The sequence below is a fragment of the Sodalis praecaptivus genome (assembly GCF_000517425.1).
GTDB classification, from domain to species: Bacteria; Pseudomonadota; Gammaproteobacteria; order Enterobacterales; family Enterobacteriaceae; genus Sodalis_A; species Sodalis_A praecaptivus.
Map to the genome: position 1 here is coordinate 830174 of NZ_CP006569.1, position 21452 is coordinate 851625.

Consider the following 21452-nt stretch of genomic DNA (forward strand, 5'->3'; position numbering starts at 1 on the left):
ATGATAAGAAAAGCCTTTGTTATGCAGCTCAATCCCGAAGCGCATCAAGAGTATGAACGGCGGCACAATCCGATCTGGCCTGAGCTGGCGCAGACTCTAAAGCAGCACGGCGCCCATCACTACAGTATTTTTCTTGATGAACAGCGCCATCTACTGTTCGCCTATGTAGAGATGGAATCCGAAGCGCGTTGGGATGCGGTAGCGGAGACGGAAGTGTGCCAGCGCTGGTGGCGCCATATGACCGACGTCATGCCCGCCAACGCCGATAACAGCCCGGTAAGCGCAACCCTGCGCCCGGTGTTTTATCTGGAATAACTCGGCCCGTGGCAGCGGCAAGAGAGACGCGCCGTTGCCCTGCGTTATGCTATCGCCACTGTTGCGGGCCGGGAGACCGTCCTGCGAGCTGTGGCAGTGCCGCTGCGCGGCGTGTAGGTCGCTTCTGCCGGCGATGACGCCGCAGGCGACCGACGATGGTGCCGTAGCGTTACTCGGGAAATTGTTCGAGCCAGCTTTCCAAAATGATGACCGCCGACCCTGCGTCCACATTGCCTTTCTCCAGCGCGCGATAGCCGCCGCGCGCAAACAGACCCGCGCGGGCTTCGACGGTGCTGAGGCGTTCATCGTGCAGCACTACCTGTACGCCAAAGCGACCGTGCAGCCGGTTGGCGAACTTGCGCGCCCGGGCGGTCAGCGGCTGTTCGCTGCCGTCCATATTCAGCGGTAACCCCACCACTACCGTATCCGGCCGCCATTCATTGAGCAGTTTTTCGATCTGCTGCCAGTCGGGCACGCCGTCACGGGCCTTGAACGCCGTCAGCGGTCGGGCGGTACAGGTAACGCGTTGACCAATGGCCACGCCGATGCTGCGCGTACCAAAATCGAATGCCATGATGCTGCCGGCGCCGGCCATTAGGCATGACCCGCCTGGTTGGCGATATTATGAATATCGATGCCGAGGGTTTTGGCCGCTTCGCGCCAGCGGGCGGCGATGGGGGTATGGAACAGAATTTCGCTGTCGGCGGGGGTGGTAAGCCAGGCATTTTCCAGCAGCTCGCGTTCCAGCTGGCCCTGCTCCCAGCCGGAGTAGCCGAGCGCGACCAGCACATCCTCAGGCTGATCGGCGGTGCCGAGCGTCTCCAGCACATCCTTGGAGGTGGTTATCATCGTTTGCGGCGAAATGCCGATGCTGGATCCGAAACCCTCGCGCGGCGTATGCAGGATAAAGCCGCGGTCATCCGCCAGCGGACCGCCGGCAAACACCGGTTTGTCCAGCCGAATGGCCGGATCGCGGTCGGCGGGCATAATTTTAAGCTTGTGCAGCACGTTTTCGACGGTGAATTGCTCGACGGGCTTGTTGATGACGATACCCATGGCGCCGTCACTGTTATGCTCGCAGATGTAGACCACCGAACGCTTGAACAGCGGATCCTGCAACGAGGGCATGGCGATAAGAAAATGGTGCTGTAAATTCATGCTTTAAATAGGCAACATCAGTAAGTTTAAAAAATAGACGGCGTCCAGTATGCGGGCAAAATGGTGATAAGTCACTGGCCGCAAGCGAAATCAGATTGCGGCCACGTCACACACATCAGCGTTGTTGCGCCGCCAAGCGTTTTTCTATTGCGTCCATCAACATACCGGTGATGGAAATAGGGAAAGCCGCTTCGATCTCCCGTATGCAGGTGGGACTGGTGACGTTAATCTCCGTCAGGCGGTCGCCAATGATATCCAGACCGACGAAAATCAGCCCTTTCTTCTTCAGTACCGGCGCCACGTCGCGGGCGATTTTCCAGTCGCTGTCGCTGAGCGGGCGGGCCTCGCCGCGGCCGCCGGCGGCCAGATTGCCGCGGGTTTCCCCGCTTTTGGGAATACGCGCCAGGCAATAGGGAACCGGTTCGCCATCTACCACCAGCACCCGTTTATCGCCGTCTTTGATGGCCGGCAGATAATTTTGCGCCATACAGAAATGGCGGCCGTAGCCGGTCAAGGTCTCAACAATGACCGTCAGATTGGGATCGTCTTGCTTGACGCGAAAAATCGACGTACCGCCCATGCCGTCCAGCGGTTTCAGGATGATGTCGCCGTGCTCCTGCCAGAAGGCACGGATGTGGTCGTCGCGGCGGCTTACCAGCGTATCCGGCGTGTGGCGCGCGAACCAGGCGGTGAACAATTTCTCGTTGCAGTCCCGCAGGCTCTGCGGTTTGTTGACGATAAGTGCCCCTTCATCTTCCGCACGTTCCAGAATGTAGGTGGCATAGATAAATTCGGTATCGAAGGGCGGATCCTTGCGCATCAGGATCACATCCAGTTCGCCCAGGTTGATATCCTGTTCGCCGTTAAAGCTGTACCAGGCGTCATAATCCTGTTTTACCGACAGCAGACGGGTGGTGGCCCGCGCCTCGCCGCCGCGCAGATACAGGGAGCTCATTTCCATATAGTGAATTTCATAGCCGCGGCGCTGCGCTTCCAGCAGCATGGCGAAGCTGCTGTCTTTTTTGATATTGATGGAGGAAATCGGATCCATCACGATGCCAAGCTTAATCATAGTCTTCTCCTTTACCCCAAATCGCCGAAACGCACCTGCAGGGCGGTGATGGCGGTGAGTGCGGTGGTCTCGGTACGTAACACGCGTGGCCCCAGCAGAATATCGGTAAATCCATAACGGGCGGTCAATGCAATTTCCTCCGCCGACAGGCCGCCTTCCGGCCCGATCAGCAGGCGAATATCGTCCGCCGGCAGCGGCAGCGTATTGATGCGCTGTTCGGCGCGGGGATGCAAATTAAGTTTTAACCCCGCGTGCTGCTCCGCACACCAAGCCTCAAGCGTCATCGCGGGGCGGATCTCCGCCAGGCGATTGCGGCCACATTGTTCACAGGCGCCGATGGCGATTTTGCGCCACTGCTGCAGCTTCTTTTCCAGCCGCTCGCCCTCCAGCTTGACGCCACAGCGTGCCGAAAACAATGGCGTGATCACATTTACCCCCAATTCAATGGATTTCTGGATAGTGAATTCCATTTTTTCCCCGCGAGACATCACCTGCCCCAGGTGCAAATGCAGCGGCGATTCGCGATCTTCCGTGCGTACCGACAGCACTCTGGCCTCGACGGTTTTTTTGTCCACTCGGCTCAACCGGGCGCTAAAAACCTGATTACTGCCGTCAAACAGCTCAAGCGGCGCGTCGGTGGTCATGCGCAGCACCCGACTTAAATGATGCGCCGCGTCTTCGCTAACGTCGAGGACGTCGCCGACGGCCAGCGGCGCCGGGTGATATATACGAGGTATTCGCATAAGGCGTGGTTATGTTCCTGGTTGTCTGGCCGCCCGGGGCGGATTTAACCCTGCCGGCATAACGGCGGGGCCACTCTAGTGTAGAGCAGCGCTTTTATTGGCCGCAAGCCCGCGTGATATAAGGATTGAGATTGCCCTGCACCGCGGCGATACGCTGATTGCGTTTGCATTCCCACTCGGTCACCGGATAAGTACGGTCCCATACGTCAAATAACTGCGTTTGCGCCCGGGAAAGACGAAGCTGGTAACGATCGCGCATGTAGAAGTAAGTCCGGGCGATGGCGCCGCGCGCGCGGGCCGGCGGCTCCGCCTGCTTGTTTTTGAAATCCACCTTCATTTCACAGCGGCCGTACTGGCCTTCGCCGCCGCGCCATTGACTGTATTGATAGTTGCCGCGATCGCCGTTCACTTCGCCGATCGCGGGTTGCAGGTTATGCAGGTCGGTTTCGATTTGCCGATAAACCGCATCTTTGGCGCAGTTTTTACGACCGCCGTTTTGCCAGCATTGGCGCTGATGGCCGAACTCCCAAGCCGGTACCACATGCTCCCATTCGATGCGGTTGGCGCGCAGCTCGCTTTTACGCACCTGATAGCCGCAGGACGCCAGATCCGGGATGCCCTTTTTGCCCTGCCAGCGGATGGCACAACCGCAGTAAAAGGTGCCGGGTGCGTCGCGATTGATTTTCACCGCCGCCGCTTTCGCCTGGTTGAAATTGGTAATCTGCTGCACTTTGGCCGCGGTGGAAAAGGAAAGGAACAAGAGGGCAGCGGCCAGCAGGCCGGAAGTTTTATGCAGCATCATCAGCGTGTTCAATTTGGAAAAGCGCAGGTTACCTAATTGCGCAGCGACAGGCAAATTGAACGCGCGGTGCGTCGAATGACGGAAATGATGGAAAGCGGGCGAGGAGTCTTAACGTCCCGCCGTAGTTGTCTCGGGCTGTAATAGGTCGCCGCAGCGTCTGCAGCGGTATTGGGCTTCGCCGCGCAGAACGCGGTTATGCCGGCGTACGGTCAGAGCATGCTGCTGACAGCCGCAGCGATAGGGGAAGGTATTGGGTCTCACGACCGTCAGGTCAAATTCGTGGGTCCGGCGGGCAGGGGTTTGCAGCACGTGACTCATCATCCAGCGCCACTCCCGTCCGTGGGGCGCCACCCGGCCAAACTGGCGAAACACCAGCAGATGCGCCAGTTCGTGCGGAATCACTTCATCAATAAAGGTTTGCTGATTTTCCAGCAGCAACTGCGGATTCAGGCGAATTTCCCACTGCTCCAGCCAGGCGGTGCCGGCGGAGGTGCCACGCTGTTGGTAGGTGAGGGTGGGTTCGGGAAAAGTACAGTCAAAATACGCCTCGGCCTGTGCGAGCTTGGCCCGCAGGCACTGCATGACGCCCTGATGCAGGGCTATTGGAATACGTAACGGTTTCATATTTGTCAGCCTAACCGGCGGCGCAACAGGATGCAACCGCGTCAGCACGGCGTGCGGCACCGTCCAACCGTGCACAGGCCAACGCTTCGCTGCCGCAGATGGGCATTATCATCCGAGCGCCCCAGCGCGCGACCCTCCGCCGCTCGGGGCGTCGTTGTCGTTAAGGGGGGGACTTGGGCTGTATTCGCGCCCGGCGCCCCTGGATAAGTATGGAAATAAAAACACCGCCACGCCCAGCCATCGAGCAGGCTGCTAAGGCGAGCCTTTGCGGCCTACCTCGGTGCATAAAAAACGCCGCCGTCCAGCGGGACGGCGGCGCAGGTCTACGCAAAGGGGAGCGTTTAGTCCCGCGCGCCAATTTCGCGCAGCGGCTTGCCGGTCATCAAATTACGTTCGATATGCTCAAGGGAAACGTTTTTGGTTTCCGGAATCAGCATAATGGTCAATATGATAAAGATGACGTTCAACGCGCCGTACACCCAGAAAGTGTTGGCGTTGCCCAGCGTTTCCAGCATGGTCAGGAAGGTCGCGCCGACGATCATGTTGGCAATCCAGTTGGTAGCGGTGGACACGGTGATACCGAAGTCGCGCCCTTTCAGCGGCTGAATTTCAGAACACAGTACCCAAATCAGCGGGCCGGCGCTCATCGCGAAGCCGACGATAAACAGCATCAGCATGATGATGGCGAAGTATTTTTGGAATTCGGTGTCGATCCCCAAGTGCAGCAGCGTACCCAGCACGCCCATGCCGACCGCCATGACCAGGAAGCCCAGTTTCAGGGTCGGTTTACGGCCCCAGCGATCCACCAGACCGATAGCGATAAACGTCGCCAGCACGTTGACCAACCCGACAATCACCGTTCCCCACATCTGGTTGGCGGTGCTGGTAAAACCGGCAATCCCGAAGATTTTCGGCGCGTAGTACATAATCACGTTCATGCCGGTGAATTGCTGCATCACCTGTAGCAGGACGCCGAGAAAGACCGCGCGGCGAAAATTACTGTTGTCTTTGAACAGCGCCCAGCCGCTTTGTTTGATTTTCAAACTTTCGCGGATTTCTTCTAGTTCTTTGCGTACCTGTTCGCTGGAGCTGCGCAGCATATCCAGCACTTTTTGTGCTTCATGGTAACGCCCTCGGGCCGCCAGCCAGCGCGGGCTGCCCGGCAGAAACAGCACGCCGATGAATAGCAATACCGCTGGGATGGTGATGATGCCCAGCATCCAGCGCCAGGAGCCGCTATAGCTGAAAGCGGTATCAGAGAGATAGGCCGCGAGGATCCCGATGGTGATCATCAACTGATACATGGAAATCATCGAACCGCGGATCTTTTCCGGCGCGATTTCCGACAGGTAAAGCGGGGCAGTATAAGAGGCAATCCCGACCGCCAGCCCCAGCAGAATACGAGCGATGATTAGCGATTCCACATTGGGGGATAGCGCCGACCACAGCGAACCGATGATGAACAACACGGCGCCGGTAAGCAGGCTGAATTTCCGCCCCAGTTTGGCTGACATCCAGCCGGCGGCAAGCGCGCCCACCGCGGCGCCAAACATCATGGAGCTAACCACCCATTCCTGTTGCCGGTTATCGATGTGCAGATCAGTCGACAGGAAAGGCAGCGCGCCGGCGATGACGCCAATATCCAGTCCAAATAGCAGGCCGGCCAACGCCGCCATAAAACAAACGAAAAAAGTAAAACGAGCATGGGATCTGCCGGGTCTATGTGTGGCAGTACTCATAATGCCTCCATGTACTACGTAAATTAATAATTATGAATGTTATGTAAATGTATGCTGACAAAGTGTGAAGTCGATCACAAGTATGTAATCGGTTACATACACTTATCCCTGTCTGTCAGCATATTCATCCGTAGCAAAAAGCGTTGCCCCGCTAATATAGGGTATTCAGAGCGGTTGTCATCGGGAATAATCCGGATGTGGTAGCCTTTTTGTAACAAATAAGAAATGAAGTATTTATTGTATGCCATAATCATATTAACCTAATGATAATTATGATTTAATTTTCTGTAATCGGTTTCAAAAAAGATCGAATTCTCTTCGATGTGGCGGCGTGTTTTAGTTTAGATGAAACAAAAAATTTCGCTGAATAAGTTTCATCGCACTGCTCGGGGCGACTAGACAGTATCAACGGCGTCGATAAACGTCGCAGCTCTGCAACGTCAGGCGAAATGGCACTAGCCGGTATGCGTCCGCCTGGTAAATATCTCGTATCACCCCGCGTGATGACGGGCCGCGGGCAGCTGGAGGATACGGGCCGCGGGCAGCTGGAGGATAATGCTAGGCTAGACCGCAACAGCGGGAAAGGGGCGCGCCAGGCTAGGCCGTAACAGCGGGGAGGGTAGCGCCAGACCAGACCGCAAGAGCTGGGGAGGGTAGCGCTAGGCCAGATCGCAATAGGGGCGGCCAGCGCCGGACCCGATCGCATTAGGGGAGTGTGAAAGCAGCGACAGGGTGGTTGCGCGCTCGGCTTAGGCGGACTCTATCGGCAGGCGAATACCGGCGGGACACCCGTCCCGCAGGCAAAAAAACGGCGATCGTCTCGATCGCCGTTTCGGTGTCGCGGCAGTACGTCCGCCGCGCGTTATAGCGCGTTATTTTAGGCCGGCGGCGTCCCGCAGCAGTTCGGCTTTATCGGTCTTTTCCCAGGGGAAATGTTCGCGTCCGAAATGGCCGTAGGCGGCGGTTTCGCGGTAGATCGGCTGCAGCAGATCCAGCATGGTGATGAGCCCATAAGGACGCAGGTCGAAGAATTCGCGCACCAGCGCCGTCAGGTTTTCCGCCGGGATCTTTTCGGTGCCGAAGGTTTCGATGGTGATGGAGGTCGGTTCCGCCACGCCGATGGCGTAGGACACCTGAATTTCGCAGCGATCGGCCAGACCGGCGGCGACGATGTTTTTGGCCACGTAGCGCGCGGCATATGCCGCCGAACGGTCAACCTTGGACGGATCCTTGCCGGAGAAGGCGCCACCGCCGTGACGGGCCATGCCGCCGTAGGTGTCGACGATGATTTTACGGCCGGTCAGCCCACAGTCGCCCATTGGCCCGCCGATAACGAAACGGCCGGTCGGGTTGATAAAATAGTTGGTCTGAGGGGAGAGCCATTCCGCGGGCAGAACCGGTTTGATGATCTCTTCCATCACCGCTTCTTTCAGCTGCGGCAGGGCGATGTCTTCCGCATGCTGCGTGGACAGCACCACGGCATCGATGCCCACCACTTTGCCGTTGTCGTAGGCGAAAGTGACCTGACTTTTGGCGTCCGGACGCAGCCAGGGCAGGGTGCCGTTTTTACGGACCTGGGACTGGCGGGCCACCAAACGGTGCGCGTAGGTGATCGGCGCCGGCATCAGCACATCGGTTTCATTGGTGGCGTAACCGAACATCAGCCCTTGGTCGCCCGCGCCCTGTTCCAGCGGATCGGTACGATCCACGCCCTGGTTAATATCCGGAGACTGCTTACCAATGGCGCTCAGCACGGCACAAGAGTTGGCGTCAAACCCCATATCCGAATGAATGTAACCGATCTCGCGGATAGTGCTGCGCGTCAATTCTTCAATATCCACCCAGGCGCTGGTGGTGATCTCGCCACCCACCAGAACCATACCAGTTTTAACATAGGTTTCGCAGGCGACGCGCGCCTTGGGATCCTGCGCCAGAATCGCGTCCAGCACGGCGTCGGAAATCTGGTCCGCGATTTTATCAGGATGCCCCTCTGAAACAGATTCAGATGTAAATAGGTGTTTAGCCATTGGTCTTTTTACCTTTGGATACGGGTTGGAAATGACTGCGTAGCGCTGGGGACGGGGCACCCGCAATACGCGATGCCCAGATGATGACGGTACGCGTCATGCTGCCTCCCCCGGAAACTGTCGTTCAGCAGTAAAACAGTTAATCAGTATAGATGGATTAACTTCTGGATGGCTATTTTAGGGTAGGGTCTCGGTTGAATGCCAGTAATTTTTTGGCTGAAATATATCAGCTAGTTTCAAGGGAGGACAAAAAAGCGTCAATAAAGTGACATAGGCCAATTTCATTTTGCTTTTTTCCCCATTGAGCGGTATAAAATCGCGCGCGTTTACATCAGGTAACGTAAAAGTTAACCGAACGGGCGCTAAAAAATTTTACACTTATCCCCCGGCGCCCGGTTGAGGGCCTTATTTTTTCAGGAGACAGGGTTCATGACGCGTGTGATGTCTCTCGTTTCTGCATCCCGTTTCCGACGCGCGGCGCGTCAGGCCGCCTTTGCCCACGACGCCTCGCTCATCCTTTCTTGTCGAAGTCGCCGCCCCACAGGAGCGGCTCAGGACGCCCGGGCGGGCTAGCCGCGGGGTTCTGATTTCGGGCCACACGGCCTTTCATGCAATCCTAATTGATGGTGTTCCGCCATCCTGTAGCACGGAGTTCACCAAGGTGTTTTACAATTACTGTCTGGATAGACCGGACGCCGGCGGCGTCCGGCAGCGTTTCTTGCCGCATTCGTTGCGCGCGGGCGGGCTGAATGCCCTAACCGGCGTGAGCGCTGAACCGACGGTAGCCGGCAATCAAGCGTCGCGCCCGGGAGACCGCCGCCATGACTGATTCACGACTGGACCAGGAACCGCGCCGCGCGGCTCGACAAGACACTTTGCGCTCAATGCAGGAGGTAGCCATGAACGACAGCGACGCCAGCAAAATGCTGAGAACCTACAATGTCACGTACTGGGGCAATAACTACTACGACGTCAATGAGTTGGGTCATATCAGCGTTTGCCCGGATCCTGACTTTCCCGAGGCGTGCGTCGATCTGGCGGAACTGGTAAAACAGCGCCAGACCGAAGGCCAGCGTCTGCCGGCGCTGTTCTGCTTCCCGCAGATCTTGCAGCACCGCTTGCGCTCCATTAACGCCGCTTTTCAGCGGGCGCGCGATTCCTTTGGCTACCAGGGCGGCTATTTCCTGGTTTACCCCATTAAGGTCAACCAGCACCGCCGCGTTATCGAATCGCTGGTCAACTCCGGCGAGCCCCTGGGCCTGGAGGCCGGTTCCAAAGCGGAACTGATGGCGGTACTCGCCCATGCCGGCATGACCCGCACGGTGATCGTCTGTAACGGCTACAAAGACCGGGAATATATTCGCCTGGCGCTCATCGGCGAAAAGATCGGCCATAAAGTCTACCTGGTAATTGAAAAACTCTCCGAAATCACGCTGGTGCTGGAGGAGGCGGAACGGCTGAATGTGGTGCCGCGCCTCGGCGTGCGCGCCCGCCTGGCCTCGCAGGGCTCCGGCAAATGGCAATCGAGCGGCGGCGAGAAGTCCAAATTTGGCCTGGCGGCGGCGCAGGTGCTGCAACTGGTCGATCTGCTGCGTGTGAAAGGGCGGTTGGACAGCCTGCAATTACTGCACTTCCACTTGGGTTCCCAATTATCGAATATTCGCGATATTGCTTCCGGCGTGCGTGAATCGGCGCGTTTTTATGTCGAATTGCATAAATTGGGCGTCCATATTGAATGTTTTGACGTCGGCGGCGGTCTGGGGGTCGATTACGAAGGCACCCGTTCGCAATCCGACGGATCGGCCAATTATGGCCTGAACGAATATGCCAACAACGTCATCTGGGGTATCGGCGATGCCTGTAATGAATACGGTCTGCCGCACCCAACGGTTATTACCGAGTCCGGCCGGGCGGTAACGGCGCACCATACGGTGCTGGTGTCCAATGTCATCGGCGTGGAGCGCAATGAATTCAGCGAGCCGCATCCGCCGGAGACGGACGCCCCGCGCGCGTTGGAAAGCCTGTGGCAGACTTGGCAGGAAATGCAGGAGCCGCGCAATCGTCGTTCGTTGCGCGAATGGCTGCACGACAGCCAAATGGATTTGCATGATGTCCATACGCAATATACTCACGGTATGCTGGATCTGACGCAGCGCGCCTGGGCCGAGCAGTTGTATCTCAGCATCTGTCGCTTGATTCAGACCCAGCTCGATCCGAGCAATCGCGCCCACCGGCCGATAATCGATGAATTACAAGAGCGTATGGCGGATAAGCTGTACGTCAACTTCTCGCTGTTCCAGTCGATGCCGGATGCCTGGGGGATAGACCAACTGTTCCCGGTTCTGCCGCTGGCGGGGCTGGATAAGCCGCCGGAGGGGCGCGCGGTGCTGCTTGACATAACCTGTGACTCTGATGGCACCATTGATCATTACATTGACGGCGATGGTATCGCCACTACCATGCCGATGCCGCCTTACGATGCCGATAATCCGCCGGCCCTCGGCTTTTTTATGGTGGGCGCCTATCAGGAAATCCTCGGCAACATGCATAACTTGTTCGGCGATACCGCCACGGTGGATGTGTATGTGTTCAAGGACGGCAGCCTGGAGATGAACGAGTCTGACGAAGGTGATACCGTTGCCGATATGCTGCGCTATGTGCAGCTCGATCCCGATGTGCTGCTGACCCGTTTCCGTGACCAGGTGAAAGACACCGATCTGGATGCCGGGCTGCAAAGCGAATTCCTGGAGGAGTTCGAGGCGGGCCTGTACGGTTACACTTACCTGGAAGATGAATAACGTTAAGTAAGGAATGATGATGAGTACCCTGGGTCATAATTACGATAATTCGCTGGTGTCGAACGCTTTCGGTTTCCTGCGCCTGCCGCTGGAATTCAATCCGTATCACACGGACGCAGACTGGGTGATCACCGGTATTCCCTTCGACATGGCGACCTCCGGGCGTGCCGGCTGCCGGCACGGGCCCGCCGCGATCCGCCAGGTTTCCACCAACCTCGCTTGGGAAGGCTGCCGCTGGCCGTGGGATTTCGACGTGCGTAAGCGTCTCAAGGTGGTGGACTGCGGCGATCTGGTGTATGAATTCGGCGATGCGCAGGATTTTTGCGACAAATTGCAGGACCATGCCGAGCGGCTCCTGGCGGCCGGCAAACGGATGCTGTCGTTTGGCGGCGATCACTTCGTCACGCTGCCGTTATTGCGCGCTCACGCCAAACACTTCGGCAAAATGGCGCTAGTGCACTTCGACGCTCATACCGATACCTACGCCAACGGCAGCAAGTTCGATCACGGCACCATGTTTTATCATGCGCCCAACGAAGGATTAATCGATCCCGCCCACTCGGTGCAGATAGGCATCCGTACCGAATTCGAGCGCGATAACGGGTTCACCGTGCTCGACGCGGGGCAGGTTAACGACCGCAGCGTTGACGATGTTTTGGCGCAGGTGAAGCAGATTGTGGGTGACCTGCCGGTCTATCTCACCTTCGATATCGATTGTCTGGATCCCTCCGCGGCCCCCGGCACCGGTACGCCGGTCATCGGCGGCCTGACCAGCGATCGGGCGTTGAAGCTGCTGCGCGGGCTGCAACCGCTGAATATCGTCGGTATGGACATCGTCGAAGTGGCACCAGCCTATGACCAGGCGCAGATCACCGCGCTGGCTGCCGCCACGCTGGCGCTGGAAATGCTTTACATCCAGGGCGCCAAGCGGGGCGACGACTGACGGGGAAAGCGGTGTGCCGGCGGCCCCCTGGGATATTGCCAGCACGCTCCAAGGGGGCGTCAGACGCATGATAAGCGTGGCGTCCGCTTCTGCGCCCGCAGTGGCAAACGGTATGGTCTGTCCGCTCTCGCCCGCGGCGCGAGCCGTGACGTTTGCCCGCGGCTAAGGTCTAGTTCAATAACAACAGACACGACAGGTCGTCGCCATAATTCAGTTTGTCGATCAGCGCATCAAGCTGGGGCCGGAAATGGGCGGAGTGCATCGTCACGGTGGCGTAATGACTAAAGGTAAGCTGAACCGCTTCTTCCGATACCGCGTGGCCGCGAGCCGACTGCACCGATAGCAGGGTTTTCAGGTAGAAAAAATCGATAAAATAGTAATATAACGTCCTTAAGCTATGGGTAAGATCCTTCAAGCCGAATGTCGAGTGATGGAACTGATACAAGAAATAGTTTTTAAGGACGTGCGGCGGGGCCAGGCAACTGTCATGAAGCAGTTTTCTCCATTCATCATCCAATAGTTGCCAATTCTCGGGCATATTCGCTTGCAACGTTTCGTCTTGCAGACCAAAAAATTGCATGGTATCGCCAACCGAGGAGAGTAAGTGTTGACGCGATCGCCCCGTGGTGGTGAAAAAACGCAGCATCACTACCAGCAAAGAGAATTTGAAGTGGTGTCTGGCCGGTGTGGTGATAGCCTTTCTTTTTTGATAAATCTGGCCGTCGGTCAACTCCTTGACCAGCGAGGTAAACAGACTTTCCACCCGCGGGTAATTCTCCTCCACCCGATAATTCAGCGATTGTAAGAAGATCATAAACTGTACTAGGGCATACAGATTGTCTTCGATAAAGGGGCTGTGTGCCATAATCAAATGACGGCAGAATAACTGAATAATCTGTTGCTCCTGGGTAACCTCTTCTCGCCGAGCGCTGCCGACGGACTCGGTGATTTTAGTGCGTTTTACACTGGTTTTTTCCTCATACTTCAATGCATCGGGATGGAACAATACGAGGCGTACCGCTTCCGGACACGAGAAACTTAATGAATGCTGGCGATAACTCTGGATGGACGTTTCAATGCGTGGATAGGTTTGGCAGGTTTGACTCATTGCACTCGGACCCAGCGTCAGGTAGATGTTGCACAGTTTTTGTTGGTTGAGAAAAGGGCAATTGCCATCCTCTTTCAACGCGATATAGGCGTAGCGATGAGCATGCTGTTCTGAGCTGTTAGGTATCAGATATTTTTCTGTAATATCTTTTATTTCAATTTGATGAGCAGACTTATAGGTCTTATAGGTTTTTTTATCGATATGAATCGCCCACCCGCGGCAGCAGTGGGAGAGGCATTGCTCGCCTCGGCATTTGAAATTTTTATAGAAAACAGGCGTGATCTCACGATGCAGTTTCATGCATTAGACTCTGGCAGTGGGGGAAGTAGGGGGCACGTTATCAGCTGAGGTCGCCCGGCAATCGCCATAAGACCGCGACAAAAGCACGCCGTTTTACGACCGCCGGCAGACGCAGCATCCGCCAGCGTTTTGGCCGGGCGTTCAGGCTTGCCCGTTCCCGGCATTTGGCATCCGGTATTGCAGCATCCCGGCACGGCTACTCCAGCAGCACCTTGGCATCGTGGCGACCGCCATCTCGGCAACTCAGCCGGTCCCCCCAGCCCTCGGCACCCAGCACCCCATACTCAGCACCCTACACCCAGCACCCCACACTCAGCACCCTACACCCAGCACCCTACACCCAGCACCCTACACCCAGCATCCCACACTCAGCACCCTACACCCAGCACCCACATTCAGCACCCCACACTCAGCACCTTACCCTCAGCACCCCACACTCAGCACCCCACACTCAGCACCCCACACTCGGCACCCCACACTCAGCACCCCACACTCAGCACCCACATTCAGCACCTCACGCTCAGCACCTCACACTCAGCCCCTCACACTCAGCACCTCACACCCTGCACCCTGCACCCTGCACCCACCGCCACCCACCCCAGCATTCTCGTCTCCCGCTCGTGACGGCTCACTAAGCACGCGGGGAGAATAGGCTGTTGGCAGGTAGACCGAATCGGCGCAATTGTCATGGCCCAGGCGCGATAATTTTGCGTCATTAAGAAGATCTGCATCACAAAATCAGTAAAATTATTCCTGCCGAGTGCAGATTTGATTATTCTAGCTGAAGCGATTCAGTCAGCGACCGGATGATCGCGGCGGGCGTAACCCCGGCAAGGGATGTTGCGTGCGGTCTCACCTTCCGAGCGGATGGCAAAAGCGGGCACGGGCGTTATTTCGTGATATAGTTGATAACAGAGAATTATTAGTCAGGCTGGCATCCATTGCCCGCCGCCCGCCGGGGTGAGCGGCCGCGGGGCAACGTTTCATCCCCTGACGTGTCAAAGATTCAGGCCTGGCCCATAGACGTTGGATGGACGGGGCCGCGAGCGACTACTGGTCCGGTGTGAGGAAGCCTTTCCCCGCCGCTCAGGCAATTTAGCAAGCATCAAACAAGAGGGTTCACCATGGCTGTAATTAAGATGACCGATTTGGATCTGGCTGGTAAACGTGTTTTTATCCGTTCCGATCTGAACGTGCCGGTTAAAGACGGGAAAGTGACTTCCGATGCGCGCATCCGCGCCTCTCTACCCACTATCGAAGCCGCATTGAAACAGGGCGCGCGCGTCATGGTGACCTCCCATCTCGGCCGTCCGACCGAAGGGGAATACAACGCCGAGTTTTCTTTGCAGCCGGTGGTGGATTATCTGAAAGGCAAATTGTCCTCTCCGGTCCGTCTGGCCAAAGATTACCTCGATGGTGTGGATATCGCCGAAGGGGAACTGGTGGTGCTGGAAAACGTGCGCTTTAACAAGGGCGAAAAGAAAGATGACGAAGCCCTGGCGAAGAAATACGCCGCGCTGTGCGACGTGTTCGTCATGGATGCTTTCGGTACCGCTCACCGCGCCCAGGCTTCTACTCACGGCGTAGGTAAATTTGCCCCCGTTGCGTGCGCCGGTCCGCTGCTGTTTAATGAACTTGAGGCGCTGGGCAAGGCGCTGGATAACCCGGCCCGGCCGATGGTGGCCATCGTTGGCGGTTCAAAAGTCTCTACCAAGCTGACCGTACTGGACTCGTTGTCGAAAATCGCCGATCAGCTCATCGTCGGCGGCGGCATTGCCAATACCTTCGTGGCGGCCCAGGGACATAATGTCGGCAAATCGCTTTACGAGGCCGATCTGATCCCGGAAGCCAAACGTCTGCTGGAAAGCAGCGATATCCCCGTGCCGACCGATGTCCGCGTCGCCACCGAGTTTTCCGAAACCGCGACCGCCACCTTGAAATCCGCCAGCGACATTCAGGACAATGAGCAGATTCTGGACTTGGGCGATGTTTCCGCCGCCCGTCTGGCGGAAATTCTGAAAAACGCCAAGACCATTTTGTGGAATGGCCCGGTCGGCGTGTTTGAGTTCGCCAATTTCCGTAAAGGCACCGAAGTAGTGGCGCGCGCCATCGCCGACAGCGAGGCGTTCTCTATCGCCGGCGGCGGTGACACCCTGGCGGCCATCGACCTGTTTGGCATTGCCGATCAGATCTCCTATATTTCTACTGGCGGCGGCGCTTTCCTTGAATTCGTCGAAGGTAAAAAACTTCCCGCGGTAGTCATGCTGGAAGAGCGCGCGAAACAGTAAATATTCAGCGGGCGGACGCTTTCGGCGTTCGTCGTCGCCGCGGCTGGTTCACAGGCTCGGGCCGCGGCGATAAGTTACCTTTTATCAATGGCCTACAAAACAGGACAAAGTAATATGTCTAAGATTTTCGATTTTGTGAAACCAGGTGTCATCACCGGTGATGACGTTCAGAAAGTGTTCGCTGTCGCGAAAGAAAACAACTTTGCTCTGCCCGCCGTCAACTGTGTAGGCACCGATTCCATTAATGCGGCGCTGGAAGCGGCCGCAAAAGTGCGTGCGCCGATTATCGTGCAGTTCTCCAACGGCGGCGCCGCTTTTATTGCCGGCAAAGGCTTGAAAGCCGAAGGCCAGACCGCTGCGGTGCTGGGCGCGGTGTCCGGCGCGCTGCACGTGCATCATATGGCCGAGCATTACGGTATCCCCGTTATTCTGCATACCGACCATTGCGCCAAGAAATTGCTGCCGTGGCTTGACGGACTGCTGGACGCTGGCGAGAAGCATTATGCCGCCACCGGCAAGCCGCTGTTCTCATCCCATATGATCGACCTCTCTGAAGAGTCGCTGGAAGAGAACATTGAAATCAGCGCCAAGTATCTGACGCGTATGGCGAAAATGGATATGACGCTGGAAATCGAGCTGGGCTGCACCGGCGGCGAAGAAGACGGCGTCGACAATAGCCATCTGGACAACTCCGCGCTCTACACCCAGCCGGAAGATGTCGCCTATGCCTATGAAAAACTGCATGCCATCAGCCCGCGTTTCACCATTGCGGCCGCTTTCGGTAATGTTCACGGCGTGTACAAGCCTGGCAACGTGCAGCTGACGCCAAAAATCCTTGATAACTCCCAGAAATACGTTTCAGAAAAATTTGGTCTCCCGGCCAAATCTTTGAATCTGGTCTTCCACGGTGGATCGGGCTCTACGCCGGAAGAAATTAAGGAAGCCGTCAGCTACGGCGTGGTCAAGATGAACATTGATACCGATACCCAGTGGGCAACGTGGGAAGGTATTCTGAAATATTATCAGAAAAACGAAGGTTATCTGCAGGCTCAGCTGGGCAATCCCGAAGGCGCCGATAAACCCAACAAGAAGTTCTACGATCCGCGCGTATGGATCCGCGCCGGTCAGGCATCCATGGCAACGCGCCTGGAGCTGGCCTTCAAAGAACTGAACGCTATCGACGTACTGTAATCGTCCGGCGGTACCCTCGCGCGCCGCGCGGAGTGCCGCTTGCCTGCTTCCCGCCGTAGCGCGGGAGCGGGGGATATCCACCGCGCAATCCAACGGAAAGTCGTCTCTCCCTCGGATGGCGCGGTTTTTTGTGCCCGTGGCGGGGCATGGCAATATTTCGCCTAAGCGGGACACGCGACAGCGCGACAGCGGCGCTTAAAACGGTCTGGATCCTGATTAACCTAATGAATCATCGGGCATTTTTCTGCCGACTTGGCCAATTCCGTTGGCGTGATGAGGCGTTGCGGTATAGGCTTAATACTGTCTTGTCATCGGCCCCGGGCCGAGGGACCTTTGTTATACACCAGAGCGGGAAACTATATGGAAGATATAGACGTTGTAGATAAAATCAATCATGCCGGTAACTGGCTGGTCAATAATCAACAATTGCTGATTCATTACGCGGTGAATATCGTCGCCGCCATTATCATCCTGTTTATCGGTCTGCTGGTCGCGCGAATTATCGCCCGTACCCTGAATCGGATGATGAAGGCGCGGCACATTGACGCCACGGTGGCCGATTTTGTCTCGGCGATTTTGCGCTACGGCATAGTGATCTTCACCCTTATCGCCGCCCTAAACCGGATAGGCGTGCAGACCGCCTCGGTGATTGCCGTCATCGGTGCCGCCGGTTTGGCCATCGGTCTTGCCCTGCAAGGCTCCTTGTCGAACTTTGCGGCAGGGGTACTGCTGGTCACCTTCCGCCACTTCCACGCCGGCGACTATGTGGATTTTGCCGGCACCTCGGGCACGGTGTTGGTGGTGCAAATTTTCTCTACCACGCTGAAAACCTACGATGGCAAGATTGTGGTGGTGCCCAACAGCAAAATCCTGTCCGGTAATATCACCAACTTCTCTCAAGAGCCAAATCGTTTAATCGATACCATCATCAGCGTCAGCTATGATGCCGACATTGATGAGGTGAAGAAGATCATCACCGATATCCTGGTCGCCGATAGCCGCGTGATCCAGGACATGGGTCTGACCGTGCGGTTAAACGCGCTGGGCCCGTCCTCGCTGGATTTCATGGTGCGGGCCTGGGTGCCGCGCAGCGATCAGCAAAACGCCACTTTCGACCTGCTAGAGAAAGCTAAGGTGGCGCTGGATGCGCACAATATTGGCATTCCGTATCCGCAGATGGATGTGCATTTATACCGGACGCCGAAGCCACAGCCCGAGCAGGAACAGCAATCCGCCACTGCCGCGACGTCTTCGGACGCCTCCCGGGATGCCGAGGAGAGTCAGCAGGTGCAATCGCAGCCGGACGCCGATACTGGTAAGCCGGCCTGACGATATGATGCGCGCGGTCACGGCAGAATAACGGGCCAGGGCTGCGCGCCGCCGCTGCACGCCCGATGACCGACAGCGGGTGCCTTGCCTTACCGCGTTAAATTCTCATTGCCCCGAGGCGGTTAGGGGCGTTTCTACAGGCGCGCCGTGCCGGCGCGGTCGCTCATTAACGCCGCTTATCGGGGATAAGATCATTCCATTTCAACCGTCGCCGGACGGCCGATAAACTGCCCGCCACAATCGGTAATCGACGGGACGGTATATGTGGCGTTTTTTCTTACAAGGATTTTTTCTCGGCATGGCCCTGATTGTACCCATCGGGCCGCAAAACGTGATGGTGATGAATCAGGGGATACGCCGGCAGTATTTTTTGCTGGCAGCCACGCTGTGCTTTATTAGCGACCTGTTACTTATCTGCGCGGGGGTGTTCGGCGGCGCGGCGCTCGTCACCCGTTCACCGTGGCTATTGCTGGCCATCACCTTGGCCGGCGTGTTGTTCCTCGGCGGCTATGGTTTTTGCGCCTTGCGCAACGGCTGGCGCGGCGCGCTGGCGCAGGGCGATACCCGGGCCACCGCCGGCGGCAGCCGTCGTCGGGTGCTGTTGACCATTCTGGCGGTCACCTGGCTTAATCCTCATGTCTATCTGGACACGGTAGTGATCCTCGGCAGCGTCGCCGGCCAATTGGCCCCGGCGGGGCGCGGCTGGTTTGCCGGCGGCACCATCAGCGCCTCCCTGGTCTGGTTTTACGGCCTGGCGCTTATTGCCGTACGGCTGGCGCCCTGGTTGATACAGCCGCGCGTGCAGCGCGCCATTCAGTGGCTCGTGGGTATCGTGATGTGGTGCGTGGCATTGCAGCTGCTTCATCAGGGCTGGCGTATGTTCAGAGCGTTGGCCGCGTTATAGGCAATCCGTGCCGCACTCCCCTTATTCAGAACTTATCCTATGTTTTCGGTCCCAGACGACGGGATATGCTGGCAACCGGTATAAACGTAACGGTAAAAAACTGCAAATAACATTGTCCCCCGGGGGAAAAGGGGGATGATATACTCAGTTACGTATCTTAATTAGCGAGTCATATTTCCCGGGAGGAACCGTGAAGGTAAAAGCACTGGTATTAACCGCTATCGTAGGGCTGGGAGCCTCTATCATGCCGGCAGTGGCGGCCGAGTTGCCCCAGGGGCCGCATGTCGTCACCTCAGGGACCTCTTCCGTCGATGCGACGCCGGATATTGCCACGCTATCTATCGAGGTGTCCATTTCCTCCAAAGACGCGGCGGATGCGAAAAAACAGGCGGATACCCGCGTTGCGCAATATTTCGATTTTTTGAAAAAGAACGGCATCGCCAGCAAAGATATCAATGCCGCCAATTTGCGTACCCAGCCGGAATATGACTATCTTAAAACCGGTGAATCGGTGCTGAAAGGTTACAAAGCGGTGCGGCAAGTGCAGGTCACCCTGCATCAGCTGGATAAACTCAACGAACTGCTGGACGGTGCGCTAAAAGCCGGCTTGAACGAAATCCGCTCGGTGGATCTGGGCGTGGCGAATCCAGAACAATATCGTGCCCAAGCCCGGCAGAAGGCGATAGATGACGCCACCTCGCAGGCGCGCGCGCTGGCGGAAGGCTTCCACGCCTCGCTGGGGCCGGTGTACAGCATCCGCTACCATGTCGCCAATTACCAGCCGATGCCGGCGGTGCGCATGTTCAAAGCCACTAGCGCTTCTGCCCAGGCCGATGCCGATCAAACCTACGCCCAGCAGTCGATTCATTTCGACGATCAGGTGGATGTCGTGTTTGAAATGAAGCCGCAGCCTTAACCTTTTCGCCGCGCGGCGGGACAGCATCCTCGCCGCGGGTTCGGCAAGCGTTAAACCGGCGGGGCAGCATCCTCGCCGCGGGTTCGGCAAGCGTTAAACCGGCGGGGCAGCATTCTCGCCGCGGGTTCGGCAAGCGTTAAACCGGCGGGACAGCATTCTCGCCGCGGGTTCGGCAAGCGTTAACCGGCGGGGCAGCGTTCTCGCCGCGGGTTCGGCAAACGTTAAACCGGCGGGCAGCGTTCGGCAAGCGTGGAGCCGTTATCAATCCTGGCGCAGTACCTGATGACCGTGGTCTAGCAAGGCGTCGGTCACTTTACGCATCATACGGCTTTCCGGCGCAAATCGGTGCCAGTACAGCATGCGGCGCTGGTACAAGCCTGGCGTGAGATCGATAAGCTCCCGCTGCGCCAGTTCGCGCTCGATTTGCAAATGGGGGATCATGCAGCAGGTGGTGCCTTGACGCGCCAGCTGAACAAAGGCTTCCGAGGAATTCACGATATGGCACGGCACGCTGCCGGGTGAGAGATCGAAATTCTGCTGTAGGAAAGTCTGGTGCATATCGTCGAGATGATCGAACGCCACCGCGGGCGCCTTGAGCAGGGCGCTGCGGGTCACTCCGTTGGGAAAGTAACGGGCGGCGAACGACGGCGACGCGACGAACAGATAATCAAGCGCCCCCAGGCGGTCTACCAGACAGCTCGGCAGCGGCTGAGGCTGGATACTGACCGCACCCACTACCTCGCCACGGCGCAGCCGCTCCTGGGTGCGGGTTTCGTCTTCCACCTGCATATTCAACCGGATGGGGGAATCGCTCAGCACCGGCTTGAGCGCCGGCAGCAGCCAGGTTGCGAGACTATCGGCGTTGACCGCCAGCGACAGCAGCAGCGGGGTATCGCTGCCGGTATCGTTGCCCAGCCACTCTTCTTCCAGCAGCTCCACCTGATGCAGCAACGCCAAGAGTTTCTGCCCCTGCTCGGTGGGGCGGGGCGGGATGGTCCGCACCAGCAGCGGCTGGCCAAACAGGTTTTCCAACTGTTTTATACGCTGCGACACGGCCGACTGGGTAATACACAGTTTCTGTGCGGCGCGTTCAAAACCGCGCTCTCGTATTACGGCGTCAAGCGCCTGGAGCGTCCGATAATCCGGGCGTTTCATTCATCTTCCCCTGTCAGCATCATATCCCTGCACTATGCCA

General features: G+C 57.3%; 18 protein-coding genes. 8 read left to right on the top strand and 10 right to left on the bottom strand.

Annotation, left to right across the window (positions count from 1 at the left end; translation table 11 throughout):
- Window positions 1-315: an L-rhamnose mutarotase gene (gene rhaM, locus SANT_RS03785; RefSeq protein ID WP_025420973.1), complete on the top strand. Its 315-nt coding sequence runs from the start codon at window positions 1-3 to the stop codon at window positions 313-315.
- Window positions 316-484: 169 nt separating this feature from the next.
- Here rhaM and ruvX read toward each other — a convergent pair whose 3' ends face one another.
- The 8 genes from ruvX to metK form a co-directional block, all read right to left on the bottom strand.
- Entirely contained in the window at window positions 485-910 is a 426-nt protein-coding gene (gene ruvX / locus SANT_RS03790) for a Holliday junction resolvase RuvX (RefSeq protein ID WP_025246785.1), read from the bottom strand.
- A complete protein-coding gene (locus tag SANT_RS03795) occupies window positions 910-1473 on the bottom strand; it encodes a YqgE/AlgH family protein (protein ID WP_025420974.1) in 564 nt (187 codons plus the stop codon). Before SANT_RS03795 ends, ruvX begins: the two co-directional genes overlap by 1 nt.
- A gap of 115 nt (window positions 1474-1588) precedes the next feature.
- On the bottom strand, window positions 1589-2545 hold the full coding sequence (gene gshB, locus SANT_RS03800) for a glutathione synthase (RefSeq protein ID WP_025420975.1): 957 nt from the start codon (window positions 2543-2545) through the stop codon (window positions 1589-1591).
- 11 nt (window positions 2546-2556) lie between these two features.
- On the bottom strand, window positions 2557-3288 hold the full coding sequence (gene rsmE, locus SANT_RS03805; protein WP_025420976.1) for a 16S rRNA (uracil(1498)-N(3))-methyltransferase: 732 nt from the start codon (window positions 3286-3288) through the stop codon (window positions 2557-2559).
- A 94-nt stretch (window positions 3289-3382) separates the two neighbouring features.
- The gene (gene endA, locus SANT_RS03810) at window positions 3383-4087 is read right to left on the bottom strand and encodes a deoxyribonuclease I (protein ID WP_025420977.1); all 705 of its coding nucleotides are present in this window, start codon (window positions 4085-4087) and stop codon (window positions 3383-3385) included.
- A 111-nt stretch (window positions 4088-4198) separates the two neighbouring features.
- Window positions 4199-4714 (bottom strand): SprT family zinc-dependent metalloprotease, encoded by a 516-nt coding sequence (locus tag SANT_RS03815; RefSeq protein ID WP_025420978.1) that lies wholly within the window; start codon window positions 4712-4714, stop codon window positions 4199-4201.
- 341 nt (window positions 4715-5055) lie between these two features.
- Window positions 5056-6453: a sugar porter family MFS transporter gene (locus tag SANT_RS03820; RefSeq protein WP_025420979.1), complete on the bottom strand. Its 1398-nt coding sequence runs from the start codon at window positions 6451-6453 to the stop codon at window positions 5056-5058.
- Between the two features lie 872 nt (window positions 6454-7325).
- A complete protein-coding gene (gene metK, locus SANT_RS03825; protein WP_025420980.1) occupies window positions 7326-8480 on the bottom strand; it encodes a methionine adenosyltransferase in 1155 nt (384 codons plus the stop codon).
- An 821-nt stretch (window positions 8481-9301) separates the two neighbouring features.
- On the opposite strand from metK, the gene speA reads away from it, so the two are divergent.
- Together speA and speB are read left to right on the top strand one after the other, a co-directional pair.
- On the top strand, window positions 9302-11278 hold the full coding sequence (speA, locus tag SANT_RS03830) for a biosynthetic arginine decarboxylase (RefSeq protein WP_025420981.1): 1977 nt from the start codon (window positions 9302-9304) through the stop codon (window positions 11276-11278).
- Between the two features lie 19 nt (window positions 11279-11297).
- Window positions 11298-12221 carry an agmatinase gene (gene speB / locus SANT_RS03835; RefSeq protein WP_025420982.1) on the top strand — a complete coding sequence of 308 codons (924 nt, stop codon included), beginning with the start codon at window positions 11298-11300 and terminating at the stop codon, window positions 12219-12221.
- Between the two features lie 169 nt (window positions 12222-12390).
- Here the strand turns inward: speB and fliB are convergent, their stop codons facing one another.
- On the bottom strand, window positions 12391-13629 hold the full coding sequence (fliB, locus tag SANT_RS03840) for a flagellin lysine-N-methylase (RefSeq protein WP_025420983.1): 1239 nt from the start codon (window positions 13627-13629) through the stop codon (window positions 12391-12393).
- A 1124-nt stretch (window positions 13630-14753) separates the two neighbouring features.
- On the opposite strand from fliB, the gene pgk reads away from it, so the two are divergent.
- The 5 genes from pgk to SANT_RS03865 all read left to right on the top strand — a co-directional run bounded on the left by pgk (window position 14754) and on the right by SANT_RS03865 (window position 20257).
- Window positions 14754-15917, top strand: a complete 1164-nt coding sequence (gene pgk, locus SANT_RS03845) for a phosphoglycerate kinase (RefSeq protein WP_025420984.1) — start codon at window positions 14754-14756, stop codon at window positions 15915-15917.
- Between the two features lie 114 nt (window positions 15918-16031).
- Window positions 16032-17108: a class II fructose-bisphosphate aldolase gene (gene fbaA / locus SANT_RS03850; protein ID WP_025420985.1), complete on the top strand. Its 1077-nt coding sequence runs from the start codon at window positions 16032-16034 to the stop codon at window positions 17106-17108.
- 360 nt (window positions 17109-17468) lie between these two features.
- Window positions 17469-18437: a small-conductance mechanosensitive channel MscS gene (gene mscS / locus SANT_RS03855; RefSeq protein WP_025420986.1), complete on the top strand. Its 969-nt coding sequence runs from the start codon at window positions 17469-17471 to the stop codon at window positions 18435-18437.
- Window positions 18438-18699: 262 nt separating this feature from the next.
- Entirely contained in the window at window positions 18700-19341 is a 642-nt protein-coding gene (locus tag SANT_RS03860; protein ID WP_025420987.1) for a LysE family transporter, read from the top strand.
- 190 nt (window positions 19342-19531) lie between these two features.
- Complete coding sequence (locus SANT_RS03865) at window positions 19532-20257, top strand: oxidative stress defense protein (RefSeq protein WP_025420988.1); 726 nt, start codon at window positions 19532-19534, stop codon at window positions 20255-20257.
- A gap of 261 nt (window positions 20258-20518) precedes the next feature.
- Here the strand turns inward: SANT_RS03865 and SANT_RS03870 are convergent, their stop codons facing one another.
- The gene (locus SANT_RS03870; protein WP_025420989.1) at window positions 20519-21412 is read right to left on the bottom strand and encodes a LysR family transcriptional regulator ArgP; all 894 of its coding nucleotides are present in this window, start codon (window positions 21410-21412) and stop codon (window positions 20519-20521) included.
- Window positions 21413-21452: the final 40 nt, after the last annotated feature.

Coding starts and splice junctions, on each gene's coding strand:
- gshB (WP_025420975.1), bottom strand. CDS start 2,545: ATGATTAAGCTTGGCATCGTGATGGATCCGATTTCCTCCATCAATATC.
- speB (WP_025420982.1), top strand. CDS start 11,298: ATGAGTACCCTGGGTCATAATTACGATAATTCGCTGGTGTCGAACGCT.
- metK (WP_025420980.1), bottom strand. CDS start 8,480: ATGGCTAAACACCTATTTACATCTGAATCTGTTTCAGAGGGGCATCCT.
- pgk (WP_025420984.1), top strand. CDS start 14,754: ATGGCTGTAATTAAGATGACCGATTTGGATCTGGCTGGTAAACGTGTT.
- fliB (WP_025420983.1), bottom strand. CDS start 13,629: ATGAAACTGCATCGTGAGATCACGCCTGTTTTCTATAAAAATTTCAAA.
- SANT_RS03870 (WP_025420989.1), bottom strand. CDS start 21,412: ATGAAACGCCCGGATTATCGGACGCTCCAGGCGCTTGACGCCGTAATA.
- fbaA (WP_025420985.1), top strand. CDS start 16,032: ATGTCTAAGATTTTCGATTTTGTGAAACCAGGTGTCATCACCGGTGAT.
- speA (WP_025420981.1), top strand. CDS start 9,302: ATGACTGATTCACGACTGGACCAGGAACCGCGCCGCGCGGCTCGACAA.
- ruvX (WP_025246785.1), bottom strand. CDS start 910: ATGGCCGGCGCCGGCAGCATCATGGCATTCGATTTTGGTACGCGCAGC.
- rsmE (WP_025420976.1), bottom strand. CDS start 3,288: ATGCGAATACCTCGTATATATCACCCGGCGCCGCTGGCCGTCGGCGAC.
- SANT_RS03820 (WP_025420979.1), bottom strand. CDS start 6,453: ATGAGTACTGCCACACATAGACCCGGCAGATCCCATGCTCGTTTTACT.
- SANT_RS03815 (WP_025420978.1), bottom strand. CDS start 4,714: ATGAAACCGTTACGTATTCCAATAGCCCTGCATCAGGGCGTCATGCAG.
- SANT_RS03795 (WP_025420974.1), bottom strand. CDS start 1,473: ATGAATTTACAGCACCATTTTCTTATCGCCATGCCCTCGTTGCAGGAT.
- mscS (WP_025420986.1), top strand. CDS start 17,469: ATGGAAGATATAGACGTTGTAGATAAAATCAATCATGCCGGTAACTGG.
- endA (WP_025420977.1), bottom strand. CDS start 4,087: ATGCTGCATAAAACTTCCGGCCTGCTGGCCGCTGCCCTCTTGTTCCTT.
- SANT_RS03860 (WP_025420987.1), top strand. CDS start 18,700: ATGTGGCGTTTTTTCTTACAAGGATTTTTTCTCGGCATGGCCCTGATT.
- rhaM (WP_025420973.1), top strand. CDS start 1: ATGATAAGAAAAGCCTTTGTTATGCAGCTCAATCCCGAAGCGCATCAA.